Source organism: Kosakonia sp., assembly GCF_032104925.1.
Taxonomy (GTDB): domain Bacteria; phylum Pseudomonadota; class Gammaproteobacteria; order Enterobacterales; family Enterobacteriaceae; genus Kosakonia.
Genome location: NZ_DAMCGF010000001.1, coordinates 495,209 through 512,222, shown reverse-complemented (window position 1 = coordinate 512,222; position 17,014 = coordinate 495,209). Strand labels below are relative to the sequence as shown.

Annotated in this window: 17 protein-coding genes; 9 read left to right on the top strand and 8 right to left on the bottom strand. The window is 55.4% G+C overall.

The genetic code is table 11. The features are described 5' to 3' along the window. Positions 1-71 precede the first annotated feature (71 nt). The gene (locus RT644_RS02420; protein ID WP_016495970.1) at positions 72-740 is read left to right on the top strand and encodes a DUF3313 domain-containing protein; all 669 of its coding nucleotides are present in this window, start codon (positions 72-74) and stop codon (positions 738-740) included. On the opposite strand, the gene RT644_RS02415 is transcribed toward RT644_RS02420, so the two are convergent. After that, complete coding sequence (locus tag RT644_RS02415; RefSeq protein WP_097406676.1) at positions 727-1,641, bottom strand: DMT family transporter; 915 nt, start codon at positions 1,639-1,641, stop codon at positions 727-729. The two genes, RT644_RS02420 and RT644_RS02415, sit on opposite strands and share 14 nt — an antisense overlap. A gap of 173 nt (positions 1,642-1,814) precedes the next feature. Here RT644_RS02415 and RT644_RS02410 point away from each other — a divergent pair, with 173 nt between their 5' ends. Beyond that, on the top strand, positions 1,815-2,684 hold the full coding sequence (locus RT644_RS02410; protein ID WP_045508204.1) for a helix-turn-helix transcriptional regulator: 870 nt from the start codon (positions 1,815-1,817) through the stop codon (positions 2,682-2,684). Here RT644_RS02410 and RT644_RS02405 read toward each other — a convergent pair. Continuing rightward, positions 2,667-3,851, bottom strand: a complete 1,185-nt coding sequence (locus tag RT644_RS02405; RefSeq protein ID WP_016495973.1) for a benzoate/H(+) symporter BenE family transporter — start codon at positions 3,849-3,851, stop codon at positions 2,667-2,669. The genes RT644_RS02410 and RT644_RS02405 overlap by 18 nt on opposite strands. A gap of 160 nt (positions 3,852-4,011) precedes the next feature. On the opposite strand from RT644_RS02405, the gene RT644_RS02400 reads away from it, so the two are divergent. From RT644_RS02400 to RT644_RS02390, 3 genes are all read left to right on the top strand, one after another. Continuing rightward, positions 4,012-4,587 (top strand): helix-turn-helix domain-containing protein, encoded by a 576-nt coding sequence (locus tag RT644_RS02400; RefSeq protein ID WP_016495974.1) that lies wholly within the window; start codon positions 4,012-4,014, stop codon positions 4,585-4,587. A gap of 252 nt (positions 4,588-4,839) precedes the next feature. Next, positions 4,840-6,798, top strand: coding sequence for a peptidase U32 family protein (locus RT644_RS02395; RefSeq protein WP_097406678.1), 1,959 nt, complete (start codon positions 4,840-4,842; stop codon positions 6,796-6,798). A 176-nt stretch (positions 6,799-6,974) separates the two neighbouring features. Next, the gene (locus RT644_RS02390) at positions 6,975-7,511 is read left to right on the top strand and encodes a hypothetical protein (protein ID WP_016495976.1); all 537 of its coding nucleotides are present in this window, start codon (positions 6,975-6,977) and stop codon (positions 7,509-7,511) included. 92 nt (positions 7,512-7,603) lie between these two features. Here the strand turns inward: RT644_RS02390 and RT644_RS02385 are convergent, their stop codons facing one another. Beyond that, complete coding sequence (locus tag RT644_RS02385) at positions 7,604-7,864, bottom strand: hypothetical protein (protein ID WP_160270164.1); 261 nt, start codon at positions 7,862-7,864, stop codon at positions 7,604-7,606. Between the two features lie 85 nt (positions 7,865-7,949). After that, positions 7,950-8,900 carry a LysR family transcriptional regulator gene (locus RT644_RS02380; protein ID WP_313625425.1) on the bottom strand — a complete coding sequence of 317 codons (951 nt, stop codon included), beginning with the start codon at positions 8,898-8,900 and terminating at the stop codon, positions 7,950-7,952. A 96-nt stretch (positions 8,901-8,996) separates the two neighbouring features. On the opposite strand from RT644_RS02380, the gene RT644_RS02375 reads away from it, so the two are divergent. After that, positions 8,997-9,677 (top strand): nitroreductase, encoded by a 681-nt coding sequence (locus RT644_RS02375; RefSeq protein ID WP_313625423.1) that lies wholly within the window; start codon positions 8,997-8,999, stop codon positions 9,675-9,677. Between the two features lie 46 nt (positions 9,678-9,723). Here the strand turns inward: RT644_RS02375 and RT644_RS02370 are convergent, their stop codons facing one another. From RT644_RS02370 to RT644_RS02355, 4 genes are all read right to left on the bottom strand, one after another. Then, the gene (locus tag RT644_RS02370; protein WP_269231037.1) at positions 9,724-10,185 is read right to left on the bottom strand and encodes a hypothetical protein; all 462 of its coding nucleotides are present in this window, start codon (positions 10,183-10,185) and stop codon (positions 9,724-9,726) included. A 113-nt stretch (positions 10,186-10,298) separates the two neighbouring features. Continuing rightward, positions 10,299-10,427 (bottom strand): DUF2474 domain-containing protein, encoded by a 129-nt coding sequence (locus RT644_RS02365; protein ID WP_313625420.1) that lies wholly within the window; start codon positions 10,425-10,427, stop codon positions 10,299-10,301. After that, complete coding sequence (cydB, locus tag RT644_RS02360) at positions 10,427-11,437, bottom strand: cytochrome d ubiquinol oxidase subunit II (protein ID WP_097406681.1); 1,011 nt, start codon at positions 11,435-11,437, stop codon at positions 10,427-10,429. Before cydB ends, RT644_RS02365 begins: the two co-directional genes overlap by 1 nt. Next, positions 11,437-12,837, bottom strand: coding sequence for a cytochrome ubiquinol oxidase subunit I (locus tag RT644_RS02355; protein WP_097406682.1), 1,401 nt, complete (start codon positions 12,835-12,837; stop codon positions 11,437-11,439). Before RT644_RS02355 ends, cydB begins: the two co-directional genes overlap by 1 nt. 249 nt (positions 12,838-13,086) lie before the next feature. Between RT644_RS02355 and RT644_RS02350 the strand changes: the two genes are divergently transcribed. The 3 genes from RT644_RS02350 to RT644_RS02340 all read left to right on the top strand — a co-directional run bounded on the left by RT644_RS02350 (position 13,087) and on the right by RT644_RS02340 (position 17,013). Then, entirely contained in the window at positions 13,087-14,493 is a 1,407-nt protein-coding gene (locus RT644_RS02350) for a PLP-dependent aminotransferase family protein (protein ID WP_313625416.1), read from the top strand. Between the two features lie 346 nt (positions 14,494-14,839). Then, a complete protein-coding gene (ydcS, locus tag RT644_RS02345; RefSeq protein ID WP_313625414.1) occupies positions 14,840-15,982 on the top strand; it encodes a putative ABC transporter substrate-binding protein YdcS in 1,143 nt (380 codons plus the stop codon). Between the two features lie 17 nt (positions 15,983-15,999). Beyond that, positions 16,000-17,013 (top strand): ABC transporter ATP-binding protein, encoded by a 1,014-nt coding sequence (locus RT644_RS02340; RefSeq protein WP_313625412.1) that lies wholly within the window; start codon positions 16,000-16,002, stop codon positions 17,011-17,013. Position 17,014: the final 1 nt, after the last annotated feature.

Sequence of the window (17,014 nt, the reverse complement as noted above, 5' to 3'; positions counted from 1 at the left end):
TTTTTCCCCCACAAAACGCCGCTGCGTTTGCTATACCTTAAGAGCAATTCCGCACTCACAGGGACATCCTCATGCGTACTCATGCATTGGTTAGCGTTGCCGTCTTTTCCGGCCTGCTGGCGTTATCAGGCTGCGCGTCAAAAGTGACGCAACCGGAAAAATACTCCGGGTTTCTAAAAGATTATTCAGGGCTGCAGGAAACCACTTCCGCCACCGGTAAACCGGTACTTCGCTGGGTGGCCCCGGGTTTTGATCCGGCGAAATACGACAGTATTGTCTATCACCCGGTGGTCTATTATCCGCTGGCGAAACCTACCAGCCAGGTAAATCAACAGGTGCTGGATGGCGTTCTCAACTACACCAACAGCAAGTTGAAAGCTGCCGCCGCCGCGCGTAAACCGCTGGTGACATCGCCAGGCCAGCACAGCCTGATTTTCCGCGGGGCGATAACCGGCGTGGACGCCAGCAAACAGGGGTTGCAGTTCTATGAAGTGGTGCCGGTGGCCATGGTCGTGGCGGGAACGCAGATGGCAACCGGTCATCGCACGATGAACACGCACCTCTATTTTGAAGGCGAGCTAATTGATGCGCAGACCAATGCGCCGGTGCTGAAAGTGGTGCGCCAGGGACAAGGGAAAGATGTGAATAACGAAAATGCGCCGGTCACCGTCGACTCTCTGAAACAAGTTATTGACGATATGGCGACCGACGCGACGATGTTTGATATCAGCAAGCGTTAGCTTTTCGCCGTGTTCCGCGCCCGCCCAGCCACGTTTCCGGGCGGGCAAACATCACCAGATTGCCGGTAAGGATCAGCAGTAACCCGGCAACGCCATTGAAATGCCAGATATAGCCCTCGAAAAACGTCGAAACCGTCAGCGCAACCAGCGGAAACAGCAGGGTGCTGTAAGCCGCTTTGCTGGGGCCAATGCGCCCGACCAGCGTAAAATACGCGCCAAAGCCAATCACCGATCCGAACAGCGCCAGGTAGACCAGCGCGCCGAGGTAACTGGCCGTCCATTGCGGGGTGAAATCGTCACCGCGCAGCAGGCCAATCGCTCCCATAATTAACGTCCCGTAAAGCATCGCCCAACTGTTGGTGGTGATGGTTTCCAGCCCTTTGCGCTGATGGCGGAGGCTTATCATATTGCCAAACGAGAAACCCAGCGTGCCCAGCGCCGACAGGCCAATCCCCATCAGTAACGTTATGCTCCAGCCGCTGGTGACCAGATCCTCCCAGAACAGCGTCACAATCCCCGTCAGGCCGAGGAGCGCCGCGACAAAAAAGCGCGCCGGGGGCTTTTGACCAAAAAAGAGATAGCTGTTTACCGCGTTAAATAAGACCGCCATCGAGAAGATCACCGACTCCAGCCCGGTGCTGATCCACGCCGCAGCGGTATAGAAGCACCAGAAGTTAAAACCAAACACGCAGCAGCCCTGGAGCAGGCAAAACAGATGATCGCGCAGCGGCAGGGCGCGCAACTTACGCTGCGCCAGCAGTACCAGCATCATTGCTACTGTGGCCAGTGCAAAGCGCCAGAAGATCGACACCGGCGCGGCGACCGGCCCTTGTTGTAGAAAAATCGCAATCCAGGTTGTCCCCCAGATAACCACCACCAAACCGTACAGCAATGCGTTCATATTGAGTTCCAGTGCGTAAAACGAATGCTGAGTGTGGCAAAACCGCAACGCAGGCGATTGCACCGGTTTGCGCCGGACTTGCATATTCTTGCGCTTTTCTTTACACAACGCTGGTATCCGCCGCCAGCTATTCATAGACTGGAGTTCTGGTGAATTTATGATAATTTCCGTGAATGTCTGAACACTACGAAGCCTTTGAAAACTTGAGTAAACACAACGCCGTATTGCACAACTCGGTGGCGCTGCACTCTGGCATTCAACTGGCGGCCTGGTCGAACAAACGCGACAACATCACCCAATATTGCAATCACCATACCCTGAGTTTGTACGTTGCCGACGGCTATGAGAGCTATCACAAAACCGCCTACGGCTGGAAAAATGGCGGCGGGCCGGATCGCTTTTGCCTGATGCCGAAAGAGAGCGAATCGGTGTGGGATATCCGCGATACGTTGTCCTTTGTCCACCTTTACTGCACCGATGAGCATCTGCGTGAAGTGGGTGAGCAGGTGTGGGATCGCAGCCCGGCATCGTTCACGCTGGATGAGAAAACATTCTCCCAGGATGCGCGTATCACCGCGCTTTATCGCCAGTTTTTGCTCGGTTGCGACTGGCAGCAAAACGCCAACCAGTTAACGCTGAGTACCGCATCGACGCTGTTACTGACGCACCTGGTGCAGCACTACAGCAACGTGCAGTGGCAACTGCCGACCGTAACGGGCGGCTTAGCGCCCGTGGTGCTTCGCACGGTGCTGGAGTATATCGATGCGCATCTGGCAGAACCGCTGCTGCTGGCGGATCTGGCCGCGCAGGCAGCGCTGAGCGAATACCATTTTGCCCGCATGTTCCGCCAGTCAATGGGCGTGGCGCCGCACCAGTTCGTGATGCAACGGCGCATGGCGCGGGCGAAAGATCTGTTGCTTCATAGCGATCAGCCGCTGACCACCATTGCGCTGGCCTGCGGTTTTAACTCGGCCAGCCACTTCAGTAACCGCTTCAAAGCGGCGAAGGGCATTACGCCCTCGCAGTTACGCGCGTCGCGCTAAGCGTAATGCGCTGTAGCAGATCCCGCCGATCGCTAAGCCCCAGAATGCAGAACCAATCCCCAGCAGCGTGACGCCGCTTGCGGTAACCAGAAAGGTGACCATCGCGGCATCGCGATCGCGTTCGGTGATCAGCGCCTGGTGCAGGCTGCCGCTCATCGTGCCCAGCAGTGCCAGCCCTGCCAGCGTCTGGATCCAGCTTAATGGCAAGGCGGTGAGCAGCGAGGTTATCGAGCCGCCAAACAGACCGGCTAGCAGGTAAAACACCCCGGCTGCCGCCGCGGCCAGCCAGCGTTTTTCCGCCTGCGGGTGAGCATCCGGGCTCTGGCAAATCGCCGCCGTGATGGCGGCAATACAGATGGAATAGACACCAAACGGCGAGAACAGCAGTGCCAGCGCGCCGGTAAAAATAATCAACGGTGAAACCGGCACGTGGTATCCCGCCGCCTGCATCGTGGCAAAACCGGGCGCATTCTGTGAGGCCATTGTCACCAGAAAGAAGGGTATACCGATGCTCACCAGCGAGGACCAGTGGAATTCCGGCGCGATATAAGTCGGGGCAACGACCGCGATAGTGATTTTTTGCGTGACAACGTCACCGCTTAGCCACGCCACCAGCCCCCCGACCAGAAGTGTGGCGACAATGGCATAGCGCGGTACCAGCGCTTTGCAGATAAGCCAGGCCAGCAGCATGCTGCCACACAAGACGAAATGCCCCTGAATATTGCTAAACGCCTGCAAACCGAAGCGCAGCAAAATGCCCGCCAGCATGGCCGCGGCCAGCGTGTGGGGAATGATTTTCATCAGCCTGGCGAACAGCCCGGTAATGCCACACAGGACAATTAATGCATTGGCAAAGATAAATACGCCCACCACTTCATTCAGTGAAACCCCTTGTAAGCTGGTCGCCAGCAGCGCGGCGCCTGGTGTTGACCAGGCCGTAAGCACCGGCATGCGATACCAAAGACTTAACACCAGCGTGCTGATGCCCATACCCAGACCGAGCGCGGTCATCCAGCCGGCGATTTGCGTGGCAGTTGCGCCCGCCGCCGATGCCGCTTGCCAGATAATGGCGGCGGAGCTGGCATAACCGACCAGCACCGCGACAAAGCCAGCCAGCAGGCTGGAAAAAGGCAGGGCAGACGCGCGAGTAAAGGTGGCGTGCGACATGAAGTAATCCTTGTGCGTTATAGCATCCGCATAAAATATCACTGGCCGTTATAGCGCACAAGCTGGCAGTGCAATAAGGTATTTAGCGTGGTTATAGTTTCGCTCTCTAAAAAAGAAACGCTGCGCTATACTGCCCCGGATTTTTCTTCCCGGAGGCGTAATGAACATCGCAGACTACCTGGCAAGCACCTTAAAACTTCTCCGTCAGGGCCGTGGCTGGAGCCTTTCCAGGCTGGCAGAAGAAACGGGCGTTTCCAAAGCGATGCTCGGGCAAATTGAGCGTAATGAATCAAGCCCGACAGTGGCCACACTCTGGAAAATCGCCACCGGCCTGAACGTGCCGTTTTCTACCTTTATTGCGCCGCCGGAGAGCGATACCCCGCACGCCTACGATCCTGAACAGCAGGCGATGGTAATCACGCCCATTTTCCCGTGGGATGAAAAGCTGCACTTTGATCTCTTTTCAATTGCACTGGCGCCAGGGGCGATAAGTGAATCGACGCCGCACGAAAGCGGGGTGATTGAGCATGTGATTGTCATCAATGGTGCGCTGGATTTATGTCTCGGCGGGCAGTGGAAAACATTTACCAGCGGAATGGGTGTGCGCTTTGCGGGCGATGAGGCCCATGCCTATCGCAACAGTTCCGCACACACCGTGCATTTCCACTCGTTGATTCATTATCCAAAAGAAAAAGCCGCAAGCACGCCTGCGGCTAAAAACGACGACGATAAATAACATGACAACGTTGACCCGCGATACTTCGGGCTGCAGGAAAGTTCAGCCTCACCTGCAACCGGCAGTACGGTGGATAAAACGTGACGAGGAATGTCCGAGCCACCACTCTATCGCCGCATGAAACGCAGCGGAAATAGCAATTTCGACATTGCATTGCCGACAGACGCAAATTCCCCCTGCGGCAGGTGGTGAAACGCCCCGGTTGTGACTACAATAGCCGCCATTTTGTACATAATGGATAACGACGATTGTATGCGCCTGCACCCCCATCATCTTGAACTGTTAAGCCCGGCCCGCGACACCGCCATCGCCCGTGAAGCGATCCTTCATGGCGCTGACGCGGTCTACATTGGCGGCCCTGGCTTTGGCGCGCGCCACAACGCCGGTAACAGCCTGCGCGATATCGCCGAACTGGTGCCGTTCGCGCATCGCTACGGCGCGAAAGTGTTTATCACCCTGAACACGATCCTTCATGATGACGAGCTGGAACCGGCGCAGAGCCTGATCCATGACCTGTACCAGGCCGGTGTCGATGCGCTGATCGTGCAGGATATGGGCGTACTTGAGCTGGATATCCCGCCGATTGAGCTGCACGCCAGTACGCAGTGCGACATTCGCAGCGTGGAAAAAGCCAAATTCCTCTCCGATGTCGGTTTTAGCCAGATTGTGCTGGCGCGTGAGCTGAACCTGGAGCAGATCCGCGCCATTCATAACGCGACCGACGCCACCATTGAGTTCTTTATCCACGGCGCGCTGTGCGTGGCGTACTCCGGACAGTGCAATATCTCTCATGCGCAGACCGGGCGCAGCGCCAACCGCGGCGACTGCTCTCAGGCGTGCCGCTTGCCCTATACGCTGAAAGACGATCAGGGCCGCGTGGTGGCTTATGAAAAACACCTGTTGTCGATGAAAGATAACGATCAGACTGCCAACCTGGCGGCGCTGATCGATGCCGGTGTGCGCTCCTTCAAAATTGAAGGGCGCTACAAAGATATGAGCTACGTGAAGAACATCACCGCGCATTATCGCCAGATGCTGGACGCCATTATCGAAGATCGCGGCGACCTGGCGCGTGCGTCCGCCGGACGTACCGAACATTTCTTTATTCCCTCGACGGACAAAACCTTCCATCGCGGCAGCACCGATTATTTTGTCAATGCGCGCAAAATTGATATCGGCGCGTTTGATTCCCCGAAATTTATCGGCCTGCCGGTCGGTGAAGTGCTGAAAGTGGCGAAAGATCATCTCGATGTTGAAGTGACCGAACCGCTGGCCAACGGTGATGGCCTGAACGTGCTGGTGAAGCGTGAAGTGGTGGGTTTTCGTGTCAACGTCGCCGAGAAAACGGGCGAGAACCGCTACCGCGTATTCCCGAACGAAATGCCGGACGCGCTGCGAACACTGCGCCCGCACCACGCGCTGAACCGTAACCTTGACCATAACTGGCAGCAGGCATTACTGAAAACCTCCAGCGAGCGTCGCATCGGCGTGGATATTGAGCTGGGCGGCTGGCAGGAGCAACTGGTGCTGACGTTGACCAGCGAAGATGGCGTCAGCGTGACGCACACGCTGGACGGGCAGTTTGACGAAGCCAATAATGCGCAAAAAGCGCTGGAAAGCCTGAAAGACGGGCTGGCGAAACTGGGGCAAACCCGGTATTACGCACAGGCGATCACCGTGAATCTGCCGGGTGCGCTGTTTGTGCCCAACAGTCTGCTCAACCAGCTGCGTCGCGAAACGGTAGAGATGCTGGAAGAGGCTCGGCTGGCGAATTACCAGCGCGGCAGCCGCAAACCGGTGGCGACACCCGCGCCGATTTATCCGGAAACACACTTGTCGTTCCTGGCAAACGTCTATAACCATAAAGCGCGTGAATTTTATCACCGCTACGGTGTGCAGCTGATTGATGCCGCCTTCGAAGCACATGAAGAGAAGGGCGATGTGCCGGTGATGATCACCAAACACTGTTTGCGCTTCGCCTTCAACCTGTGCCCGAAACAGGCGAAAGGCAACATCAAAAGCTGGCGCGCGACGCCGATGCAACTGGTGCATGGCGACGAAGTGCTGACGCTGAAGTTTGACTGCCGTCCGTGTGAAATGCATGTGATTGGCAAAATTAAGAACCATATCCTGAAAATGCCCCTGCCGGGCAGCGTAGTGGCGTCGATAAGCGCCGATGACTTAGTAAAAACGTTGCCAAAACGCAAATAAACAAAGGGTGGCGCAATGCCACCCTGTTTTTTTACTGTCCCTAAAACAATTCTTCTGAATAGCTATAAATTATCCCGCTGCGCTAATAACAAGCATGCGTTAATAACCGTAATACGTTAATCTAGCCGGGCGAAAATAATAAGAAATGGCTTATTGATGATATTCACGGAGAGGAAATGCGTAAATTTACGTTAAGCGCCTTGCTTGTTGCTGGTGCTTTTTTATTGTCTGCCTGTACGCCTGGCCCGCTCGGAACGCAGCGTTATCAGGCCTATACCGGTAGCGACGCGACAGTGGTCTACACCCAGGCGAATAAGGCTCATCAGGGGCTTTTTTATTTCCAGCGTTATAACAAAGAGGGCGACTGCTTTAATTCCGCCGAGATGATTTACATCAGCAATAATATGCTGGAAGGCGTTGTTGACCGGCTTTTTACCAGCCGTCTGAAAGGCGATCAATACTGGACATTAATCGTTCAGGATAATTCAAGCGGCAGGATGTGGATCCATGAGACCGCATTTTTCCTTGAAAAAGGAAAACACTATGTGGCAATCAGCTCCCGCGGCGCGGTCGAAATTCCGGCGGATTTGAATATCACCAGCCAGGACGATCTGGATAAAGTGTATGACCGCTACCAGGATAAACCGGCGAAACCGTGGAATTTACGCCGTGGCATCTGCAAGTCGTGGTTATCCAAAGCGATGGGATCGTAATCTCCTGAGCAAGCGACGTTAAAACCGTATCTGCCAGATAAAAAAACAGGCCTTTCGCCATCACGAAAGGCCTGTTTGCATTGCGGGCTGGATTAGCGGCCGTCACCCGGACGACTTTCTTCCGGCAGCGGTGGTTTCTTACCGTTGTGTTTGTCGCGGTGTTTGTCATCCGGGCGCGGCGGCTTATCTTGCTTATGTTTCGGCGGCGGCGCATCGTGCGACGGTTTTTTATCACCGTTATGCTGCGGGCCATTTTGGTACTGTTCCGGCGGTAGCGGCGGACGTTCGTCTGCAAACGCCATCGAAGAGAAGCTCACCGCCAGAATGGCAGATACCAGTGCACTCTTTTTCATCTTTTTCATCCTTACTCGTTCTGTTGCGTGGCGACGATTTGACGATAAAAAAGTGAAGGGATTATGGAGCGTTACGCCTTCGGGATTATTCCTGGCGGCGCGGTGGAAGATAGCGCCAGTAGGGCGGTGAACCGAAACTCGCCAGTAAAAAGTCGATTACCGTGCGGGTGTTAAGCGACGGGTATTTCCCGCCAGGATAGAGCAACCACAGCGACTGCGGCGTTGCCGAATAACTGGCGGTGAAATCGGGCATGAGCGCTACAAGCTCGTTGCGATTCAACATTTCACCCACTTGCCAGTCCGGGAAAAGTAATATTCCCGCATCACTCAGTGCGGCCTGTAACAGCAATTCCGCGTTATCGGAAACGATTTTGGCCTGCGGCGAAAACTGGACATATTTCTCCTCCCGCTGAAAACGCCAGCGCTGCAAACCACTTTTCCCGCGATACGCCAGTAACCGGTGCGACTGCAACTCCTCTGGCGTGTTGGGTTGACCATAACGGCGCACGTAGGCGGGGGTCGCCACCAAATGGCACTGCTGATGCGCAATCAGCCGACCGTGCAACTCAGAATCCTGCAGCGCCGCGATACGCAGCAGCAGATCCGTACCGTCGGCAAACGGGTCGATATAGTCATCGTTCAGGTTCAGTTCGATATGCAGACGCGGATAGCGCTCGCTCAGTTCGCTGATTTTGGGGCCAATATGGCGCAGGCCAAACGAGATCGGCGCATTAATGCGAATGCGTCCGCCAGGCTCATCGCGACGCTCGTCCACCTGCGTTTGCGCGTCCGCAAGCTGCTGTAACATGGCGCGAAACGTGTCGGCATAGATATGACCCGCCTCAGTGGCAATCACCGCGCGCGTGTTGCGGTACAACAACTGGGTTTCCAGCGCCTGCTCCAGTTGCTGAACCACGCGCGACAGCGATGAGGCCGCCAGACCTTCATTGCGTGCGACTTCGGAAAAATTTCCCTCGCGAACAATGGCGAGAAACAGCTGCATTGAGCGGGCGCTAATTTGACTGAGCTTATTCATCTGTGCGTAATCCGCAAAGGTCCATGGCGCATTGTAGTGTTTTTGCGAACAGGTTTCATCGTTAAGCTACGCGAACAATTAATACGGAGAAGAATCATGAGCACTGTAGTGAAAGCCTTCGATGAAACCGTCCGCCAGCGTTTTTCCGCCCGCGCATTTTTACCAACCCCGTTAACGGACGAGCAAATTCGGGACGTGTTGCAGGATGCGCAATATTCCCCGTCTAACTGCAACACCCAGCCGTGGCATGTGCATGTGGTTTCCGGTGAAACGAAAAATCGTCTTGGAAAAAGGATGACGGAAAACGATCTGCAAGGGCACCAGACGCCGGATTTCACCTTTTCTTATGATGATTTTCATGGCGACTATGTTGAGCGCGCTCATGAGCAAGCGCGGATTTATTACGAGGCGATAGGCGTGGCGCGTGAAGATAAAGCACAGCGCAAAGAGGCTTATCTGCGAAATTATCAATTTTTTAACGCGCCACACGCCGCTTTTCTGTTTATGCCATCTTTTGGCGACAACATCCGCGTTGCCTCCGACATTGGCATGTATGCGCAGAGCTTTTTGCTGTCATTGACGGCGCGTGGTTTTGCCGGAATTCCGCAGACTTTACTGGGTTTTCACGCCGATATGATCCGCGAAGAACTCGGTGTTTCCGCTGATTATCGGCTGCTGTTCGGCATCTCGTTTGGCTATGCTGATATGTCTGCGCCCTCTGCGAAAACACGCATGCCGCGGATTTCCGTTGAGCAAAGTGTGGTGATGCACGGGTAACGCCGTGGTGACCAGAGACGCTAATCACGAGCGTCTCTGGTCGGTGTTATGCCGCACAAAGCGCGCGGGCGCTTTGTTTCCACTCATCAACCTGATCGGGGTGCAGAAAGGAGAAATAAACGGTGGTGTTATCAGGCAGGATATTTTGCAACGCCTGCATGCAGTTGGCTTCGCAGGGGCGTAATTCGATATACACGCTGGTGATCGGCAACTGTTCATCGCCGTTGCCGGCGTTCTCAATGCGTCGTATCGCCGCAATCAGTGCCGCCATTTCGCCATGCAATTTTACCCAGTTATTGGTGTAAATATCCGGTGGCATCTCAATACGCATCTGGCTATTGCCAAAGGCGTAGCGGGAATTACCGCGCAGCGTGTATTCGACGGTGGCGCAGCACGATTCCGGGCCAAAACCATCTTGTTTAACCAACTTCTTTTTGTCTTCCAGCGTACGGCGAACAATCGGGTAACCCGACCGGAGATTGTAAGGCGTCTGAACGAGGTTAATCATTATTTCTCCCTAAACGCATGAAAAATCGCAGCTCTAATGTAAATTTGACAACAAAAAGCGTAGTGAACGATCCCGGAAATTTCTAGCCGGGATCGTGCGTTGCCCATGGCCATTTAGTGCGATTTAAACCCCGCCGCCGACATCAGAAGCCGGAACACCATACTGACCGCAAACAGTGCCAGCACGCTGCCTCCCCAGATTATTAACATCCACAACAGGCGGTTAAAAAACGACTGTTTCATCAATGGTACCCCGCGCCATGTTGCACCTTGCCGCGAAACACGTAGTAACTCCACAAGGTATAAACCAGAATAATCGGGATGATCAGCAGGGCGCCGACCAGCATAAAGCCCTGGCTTTGCGGAGGTGCCGCGGCCTGCCACAACGTGATATCCGGCGGAATAATGTGCGGCCAGATACTGATGCCAAGCCCGCTAAACCCGAGAAAAATCAGCCCCAGTGTCTGCACAAACGGCAGCGTGTGGGAGTCCGGGTTGCCGAGACTGCGCCACAGCCAGGCACTCAGTACCACAACTAACAGCGGTACCGGCGAGAAGAAATAGAGATTCGGCAAGCTGAACCAGCGATCGGCAATTGCGGAATGCGTCAGCGGCGTCCACAGGCTAATCACGGCAATCACCACCAACATCGCCAGCAACAGTTTTCTCGCGGCCTTGCGCATTTTCCCCTGCAACGGCTCTTCGCTTTTCATCACCAGCCAGCTCGCGCCGAGCAGGGCGTAAGTGATGACCAGCCCGACGCCGCAAAACAGGTTAAACGGCGTCAGCCAGTCGAGCGCACCGCCGCTAAACGTACGGCCCGTCACCGGAAAACCGTTCAGCACCGCGCCCACCACCACCCCCTGGGTAAAGGTGGCAAGCAGCGAGCCGGAGAGAAACGCTTTGTCCCAGAACGGCCGGTGCGCGGGTGTGGCTTTGAAGCGAAACTCAAAGGCCACGCCGCGAAAGATAAGACCGATCAGCATTAAGGTCAGCGGAATGGTCAGCGCATCGACAATCACCGCATAGGCCAGCGGAAACGCGCCGAATAACCCCGCGCCGCCGAGCACCAGCCAGGTCTCGTTGCCATCCCAGACCGGCGCGACACTGTTGACCATCACGTCGCGATCGTGAGCGTCACGCGTGACGGGAAACAGGATACCGATACCAAGGTCAAAACCGTCCATCACGATATACATCAGGGTGGCGAAGACGATAATGACAAACCAGATTAACGAAAGATCGATGCCCATTATTTATCCTCATCCGCCTGGAGATGTTCGCCCGCCGCCGACAGCGGTCGCGCCGGAGTACCTTGCGTGGCGTGCTCATCACGCTCCTGCGGCCCTTTGGTGATCAGCCGCACCATATAGCTGTAACCCACGCCAAAAACGGAACAGTAGACAACAAAAAACGCCAGCAAACTGAGGCTCATTTGCAGATCGCCATGGGCGGAAACCGCATCGGCCGTACGCAACAAGCCGTATACCACCCACGGTTGTCGACCCACTTCTGTCGTAACCCAACCGGCAAGAATGGCAATCAACCCCGCAGGCCCCATCCATAGCGCGAAGTGTAAAAACGGTCGCGACTGATAGAGCCGGTCGCGAAAACGCAGCCATAGCGCCGCGACGCCCAGGCCAATCATCAGCACGCCGAGCCCGACCATAATGCGAAATGACCAGAAAACAATCGGGGAATAGGGGCGCTGATCTTTAGGGAAATCTTTCAGCGCCGGCACTTGCTTGTCGAGGCTGTGCGTCAGGATCAGGCTACCGAGCGCCGGGATCGCCACGGCATAACGCGTGCGCTCCTGCTCCATATCCGGCAGGCCAAACAGCAGCAGCGGCGTCGCTTCGCCGGGCGGGTTCTCCCAGTGGCCTTCGATGGCGGCAATTTTTGCCGGTTGATGTTCAAGCGTATTCAGCCCGTGCATATCGCCGACCATCGCCTGAATCGGCGCCACAACCAGCGCCATCCACATCGCCATAGAAAACATCTTGCGGATAGCTGGCGTATTATTGCCGCGTAACAGATGCCAGGCGGCAGACGCGCCGACAAACAACGCACTGCTTAAGAATGCCGCAATGGTCATGTGCATCAGCCGGTACGGGAAGGAGGGATTAAAGATAACCTTAAACCAGTCGACCGGCACCACCTGCCCATTTTCAACGATAAAGCCCTGCGGCGTATGCATCCAGCTATTGGACGCGAGGATCCAGAAGGTGGACATAATGGTGCCCAGCGCGACCATACAGGTGGCCAAAAAGTGCAGGCCAGGGCCGACTTTGTTCCAGCCAAACAGCATCACGCCAAGAAAACCTGCTTCAAGGAAGAAGGCGGTCAGCACTTCATAGGTCAGTAATGGCCCGGTAATGCTACCGGCGAACTGGGAAAAACCGCTCCAGTTCGTGCCGAACTGATACGCCATCACCAGCCCGGACACCACCCCCATACCGAAGTTAACGGCGAAGATCTTCGACCAGAAATGGTACAGCGTGCGCCAGTCCGGGTTGCGGGTTTTAAGCCACAAACCTTCAAGCACCGCCAGATAGCTGGCAAGGCCGATGGTAATTGCCGGAAAAATGATATGAAAAGAAACGGTGAAGGCGAACTGTATTCTCGCCAGGTAAAACGCGTCTAAACCGAACATGCACAACCCCAATGTCAATGTTGTGGCGTCAATGTTAATGAGCACAAGCGTGAACTTGCAGAAACAGATACAGGTAATTTTCGTATAACAGTTCCCTGTAAAGGGTATGGCAGGTTGCGGATTAGTCCAGACGAAGCGGTAACCTGTAACCATAACAGTGCGCATAATGGGCTGTTTTGTATAAACTGATATAGCAAGATGGCGCACCGCGTGCCATGATGTAGTCGTTTTGTTAACACGTGAAAAATCATGAAAAAATACCAGCGCCTGGCGCAGCAAATCGCAGAACAAATTGAGCTTGGGGTCTGGCGACCCGGAGAGAAGCTGCCGTCGCTGCGCGAGCAGGTCGTCAGCAGCGGGCTGAGTTTTATGACCGTCGGTCATGCGTATCAGTTGCTGGAAAGCCAGGGACGGGTGATTGCCAGGCCACAGTCCGGCTATTTTGTCGCGCCAGCGCCTGGCTTGCCGCGTGCGCCGGCGGCCAGGATCACGCGTGACGAAGCGGTGGACATCAATACCTATATTTTTGACGTGTTACAGGCCAGCTGCGATGCTTCGGTGCTGCCGTTTGGTTCCGCCTTTCCCGACCCCAAACTGTTCCCGATGCCGCAGCTCAACCGGTCGCTGGCAAAGGTGAGCAAAAGCGCCACCGCCATGAGCGTGATAGAAAACCTGCCGCCGGGAAACAGCCAGTTGCGCCACGCCATTGCCAAACGCTATGCCCGCCAGGGGATGAACATTTCGCCGGATGAGATTGTTATCACCGCAGGCGCGCTGGAAGCGCTGAACCTCAGCCTGCAGGCGGTGACAGAACCGGGGGACTGGGTAATTATTGAAAGCCCCTGTTTCTACGGCGCGTTGCAGGCGCTGGAACGGCTGAAGTTAAAAGCGCTGTCGGTACCGACTGATGTAAAAGAGGGCATCGATCTTGAGGCGCTGGCGCAGGCGTTAAGCGACTATCCGGTCAAAGCCTGCTGGCTGATGACCAATGCGCAGAACCCGCTCGGGTTTACCTTAAGTGCTGCGAAAAAGGCGCAACTGGTCGCGCTGCTGGCACAACATAACGTCACGCTGATTGAAGACGATGTTTACAGCGAGCTTTACTACGGGCGTGAACAGCCATTACCGGCCAAAGCCTGGGACACGCAAGACATGACGTTGCACTGTTCCTCCTTTTCAAAATGTCTGGTCGCCGGGTTTCGCGTCGGCTGGGTCGCGGCCGGACGCCACGCCAGGCGCATTCAGCAATTGCAATTGATGAGCACTTTATCCACCAGTTCCCCGCTGCAACTGGCGCTGGTCGATTATTTATCGACGCACCACTACGACGCTCATTTGCGCCGCCTGCGTCGACAGCTTGCCGAGCGCAAACATCTGGCCTGGCAGGCGTTGCTGCGGCATCTGCCGCCGGAAGTGAAAATCTATCGTAATGAGAGCGGCTATTTCTTATGGCTGGAGTTGCCCACCGGGCTGGATGCCGGTGAACTGAGCCAGCAGGCGCTGGCGCACCATATCAGCATTGCGCCAGGGAAAATGTTTTCGACATCCGACAACTGGCGTTCGTTTTTCCGCTTTAATTGCGCCTGGGTCTGGGGCGATAAAGAGGAGCGGGCGGCAATGCAATTGGGTGAATTAATTCGCCAGATGATGAATTAACCGCACCCGTCTTTCTTATTTTCTGAATAACTTATTCTCCCGTTAAAAATAACGGCGGCGAAAATATGACGTGCGCCGTCATTATTTTCTGCGCTCCCGAACCTGGTATTCATAGGAAATGTGAATAGCAACACAGATTAACGGACGTTCGCTAACCCCTTGTCTATACTCTAAAAGAGCGCGCAGTAGCATTTTCATTGTTAACGCAATGCGTCATCTGTCACATCCTTGCGAAATTTCCGACGGGCCACATTCATGCCGTCAGCGCGCCGTCTATTTTTATTAAGGGAGATATATTTACGGCAAGGCTGCCGCACTTTTTTCATTGCGACAGGAGTAGAAAATAATGAGCAAGAAATTTGCCCGCAGCAGCCTGTGTGCACTGGGTCTGACCGTCATGACCGCACACGCCGCCGAACCAACCGAAGTGGGAAAGGGAGAAGGTCGGCTGGATATTATCGCCTGGCCTGGCTATATCGAGCGCGGTCAGACCGATAAGCAATATGACTGGGTGACCGCCTTTGAAAAAGAGACCGGTTGCGCAGTGAATGTGAAAACCGCCGCCACGTCCGATGAGATGGTGAGCCTGATGGCGAAAGGCGGCTACGACCTGGTGACCGCCTCCGGCGATGCCTCTTTACGCCTGATCATGGGGAAACGCGTCCAGCCAATAAACACCGCGCTTATTCCCAACTGGAAAACGCTTGATCCGAAGCTGGTCAAAGGCGAATGGTTTAACGTCGGTGGAAAAACCTACGGCACACCGTATCAGTGGGGGCCCAACCTGCTGATGTATAACACCAAAACGTTCCCGACGCCGCCGGATAGCTGGTCGGTGGTCTTTGTGCAGCAAAATCTGCCGGATGGCAAAAGTAATAAAGGGCGCGTGCAGGCCTACGATGGCCCGATTTATATCGCCGATGCCGCGCTGTTCCTGAAAGCCACGCAACCGCAACTCAGTATTGACGATCCGTACCAGCTTACCGAAGCGCAGTATCAGGCGGTGCTGAAAACCCTGCGCGATCAGCATTTGCTCATTCACCGTTACTGGCATGACACCACGGTACAGATGAGCGACTTCAAGAATGAAGGCGTGGTGGCTTCCAGCGCGTGGCCTTATCAGGCGAATGCCCTGAAAGGTGAAAATCAGCCGATTGCCACTGTCTTTCCCAAAGAAGGGGTAACCGGCTGGGCGGATACCACCATGCTGCATGCCGACGCGAAACACCCGAACTGCGCCTATAAGTGGATGAACTGGTCGCTGACGCCAAAAGTGCAGGGCGATGTGGCGGCGTGGTTTGGTTCACTGCCGGTGGTACCGGAAGGGTGCAAAGCCAGCACCTTGCTGGGTGAAAAGGGCTGCGAAACCAACGGTTACAGCTTCTTTGACAAAATCGCCTTCTGGAAAACGCCGGTAGCGCAAGGCGGCAAATATGTGCCTTACAGCCGCTGGACGCAGGATTACATCGCCATAATGGGCGGCCGTTAACCTGCCAGGAGCGCGCTATGACCTATGCGGTAGAATTCCTGGATGTCGCCAGAGTCTATGGTGATGTCCGGGCGGTTGACGGCGTAACGTTCGCCGTCAACGACGGGGAGTTTTTCTCCATGCTGGGGCCATCCGGCTCCGGCAAAACCACCTGCCTGCGGCTGATTGCCGGGTTTGAACAGCTTAGCGGCGGTGCCATTCGTATTTTTGGCCGCGAAGCCAGCGAGCTGCCGCCCTGGGAGCGGGACGTGAATACCGTCTTTCAGGATTACGCGCTGTTTCCGCACATGTCTGTTCTCGATAACGTCGCCTACGGGCTGATGGTGAAAGGCATGGACAAAAAACAGCGCCATGCCCGCGCCCGTGACGCGCTGGAAAAAGTGGCGCTCGGTTTTGTGCATGCGCGTAAACCCTCGCAGCTATCCGGTGGCCAGCGGCAACGCGTCGCCATCGCCCGCGCGCTGGTAAATGAACCCAGAGTGTTATTGCTCGATGAACCCCTGGGCGCGCTGGATCTGAAGCTGCGTGAACAGATGCAACTGGAGCTGAAAAAGCTGCAACAGGATCTCGGCATTACCTTTATTTTTGTCACCCACGATCAGGGCGAAGCCTTGTCGATGTCCAACCGCGTGGCGGTGTTCAATAATGGCCGTATCGAGCAAATCGATACACCACGCGAGCTTTACCTGCGCCCGCGCACGCCGTTTGTCGCCGGGTTTGTCGGCACCTCAAATGTGTTTGATGCGAAGCTTTCGGAAAAACTCTGCGGCATGAACGGGGTTTACTCGCTGCGACCGGAACATATTCGCTTGAATACGCCAGGGGAGATCGAGGCCAGCGCGGTGGTGCAGGCAGTGCAATATCAGGGCGCAGCCACCCGCTTTGAACTGGCGCTGCCGCACGGAGAAAAACTGTTAGTCAGCCAGGCGAACCTCTCCGATGCGTTACTGCCGGAAACGCTGGCACCGGGCCAATCGGTGCGGGTTTCCTGGTCGCGCGAGGCGATGGTGCCGTTACATGGAGCGGGGTGAA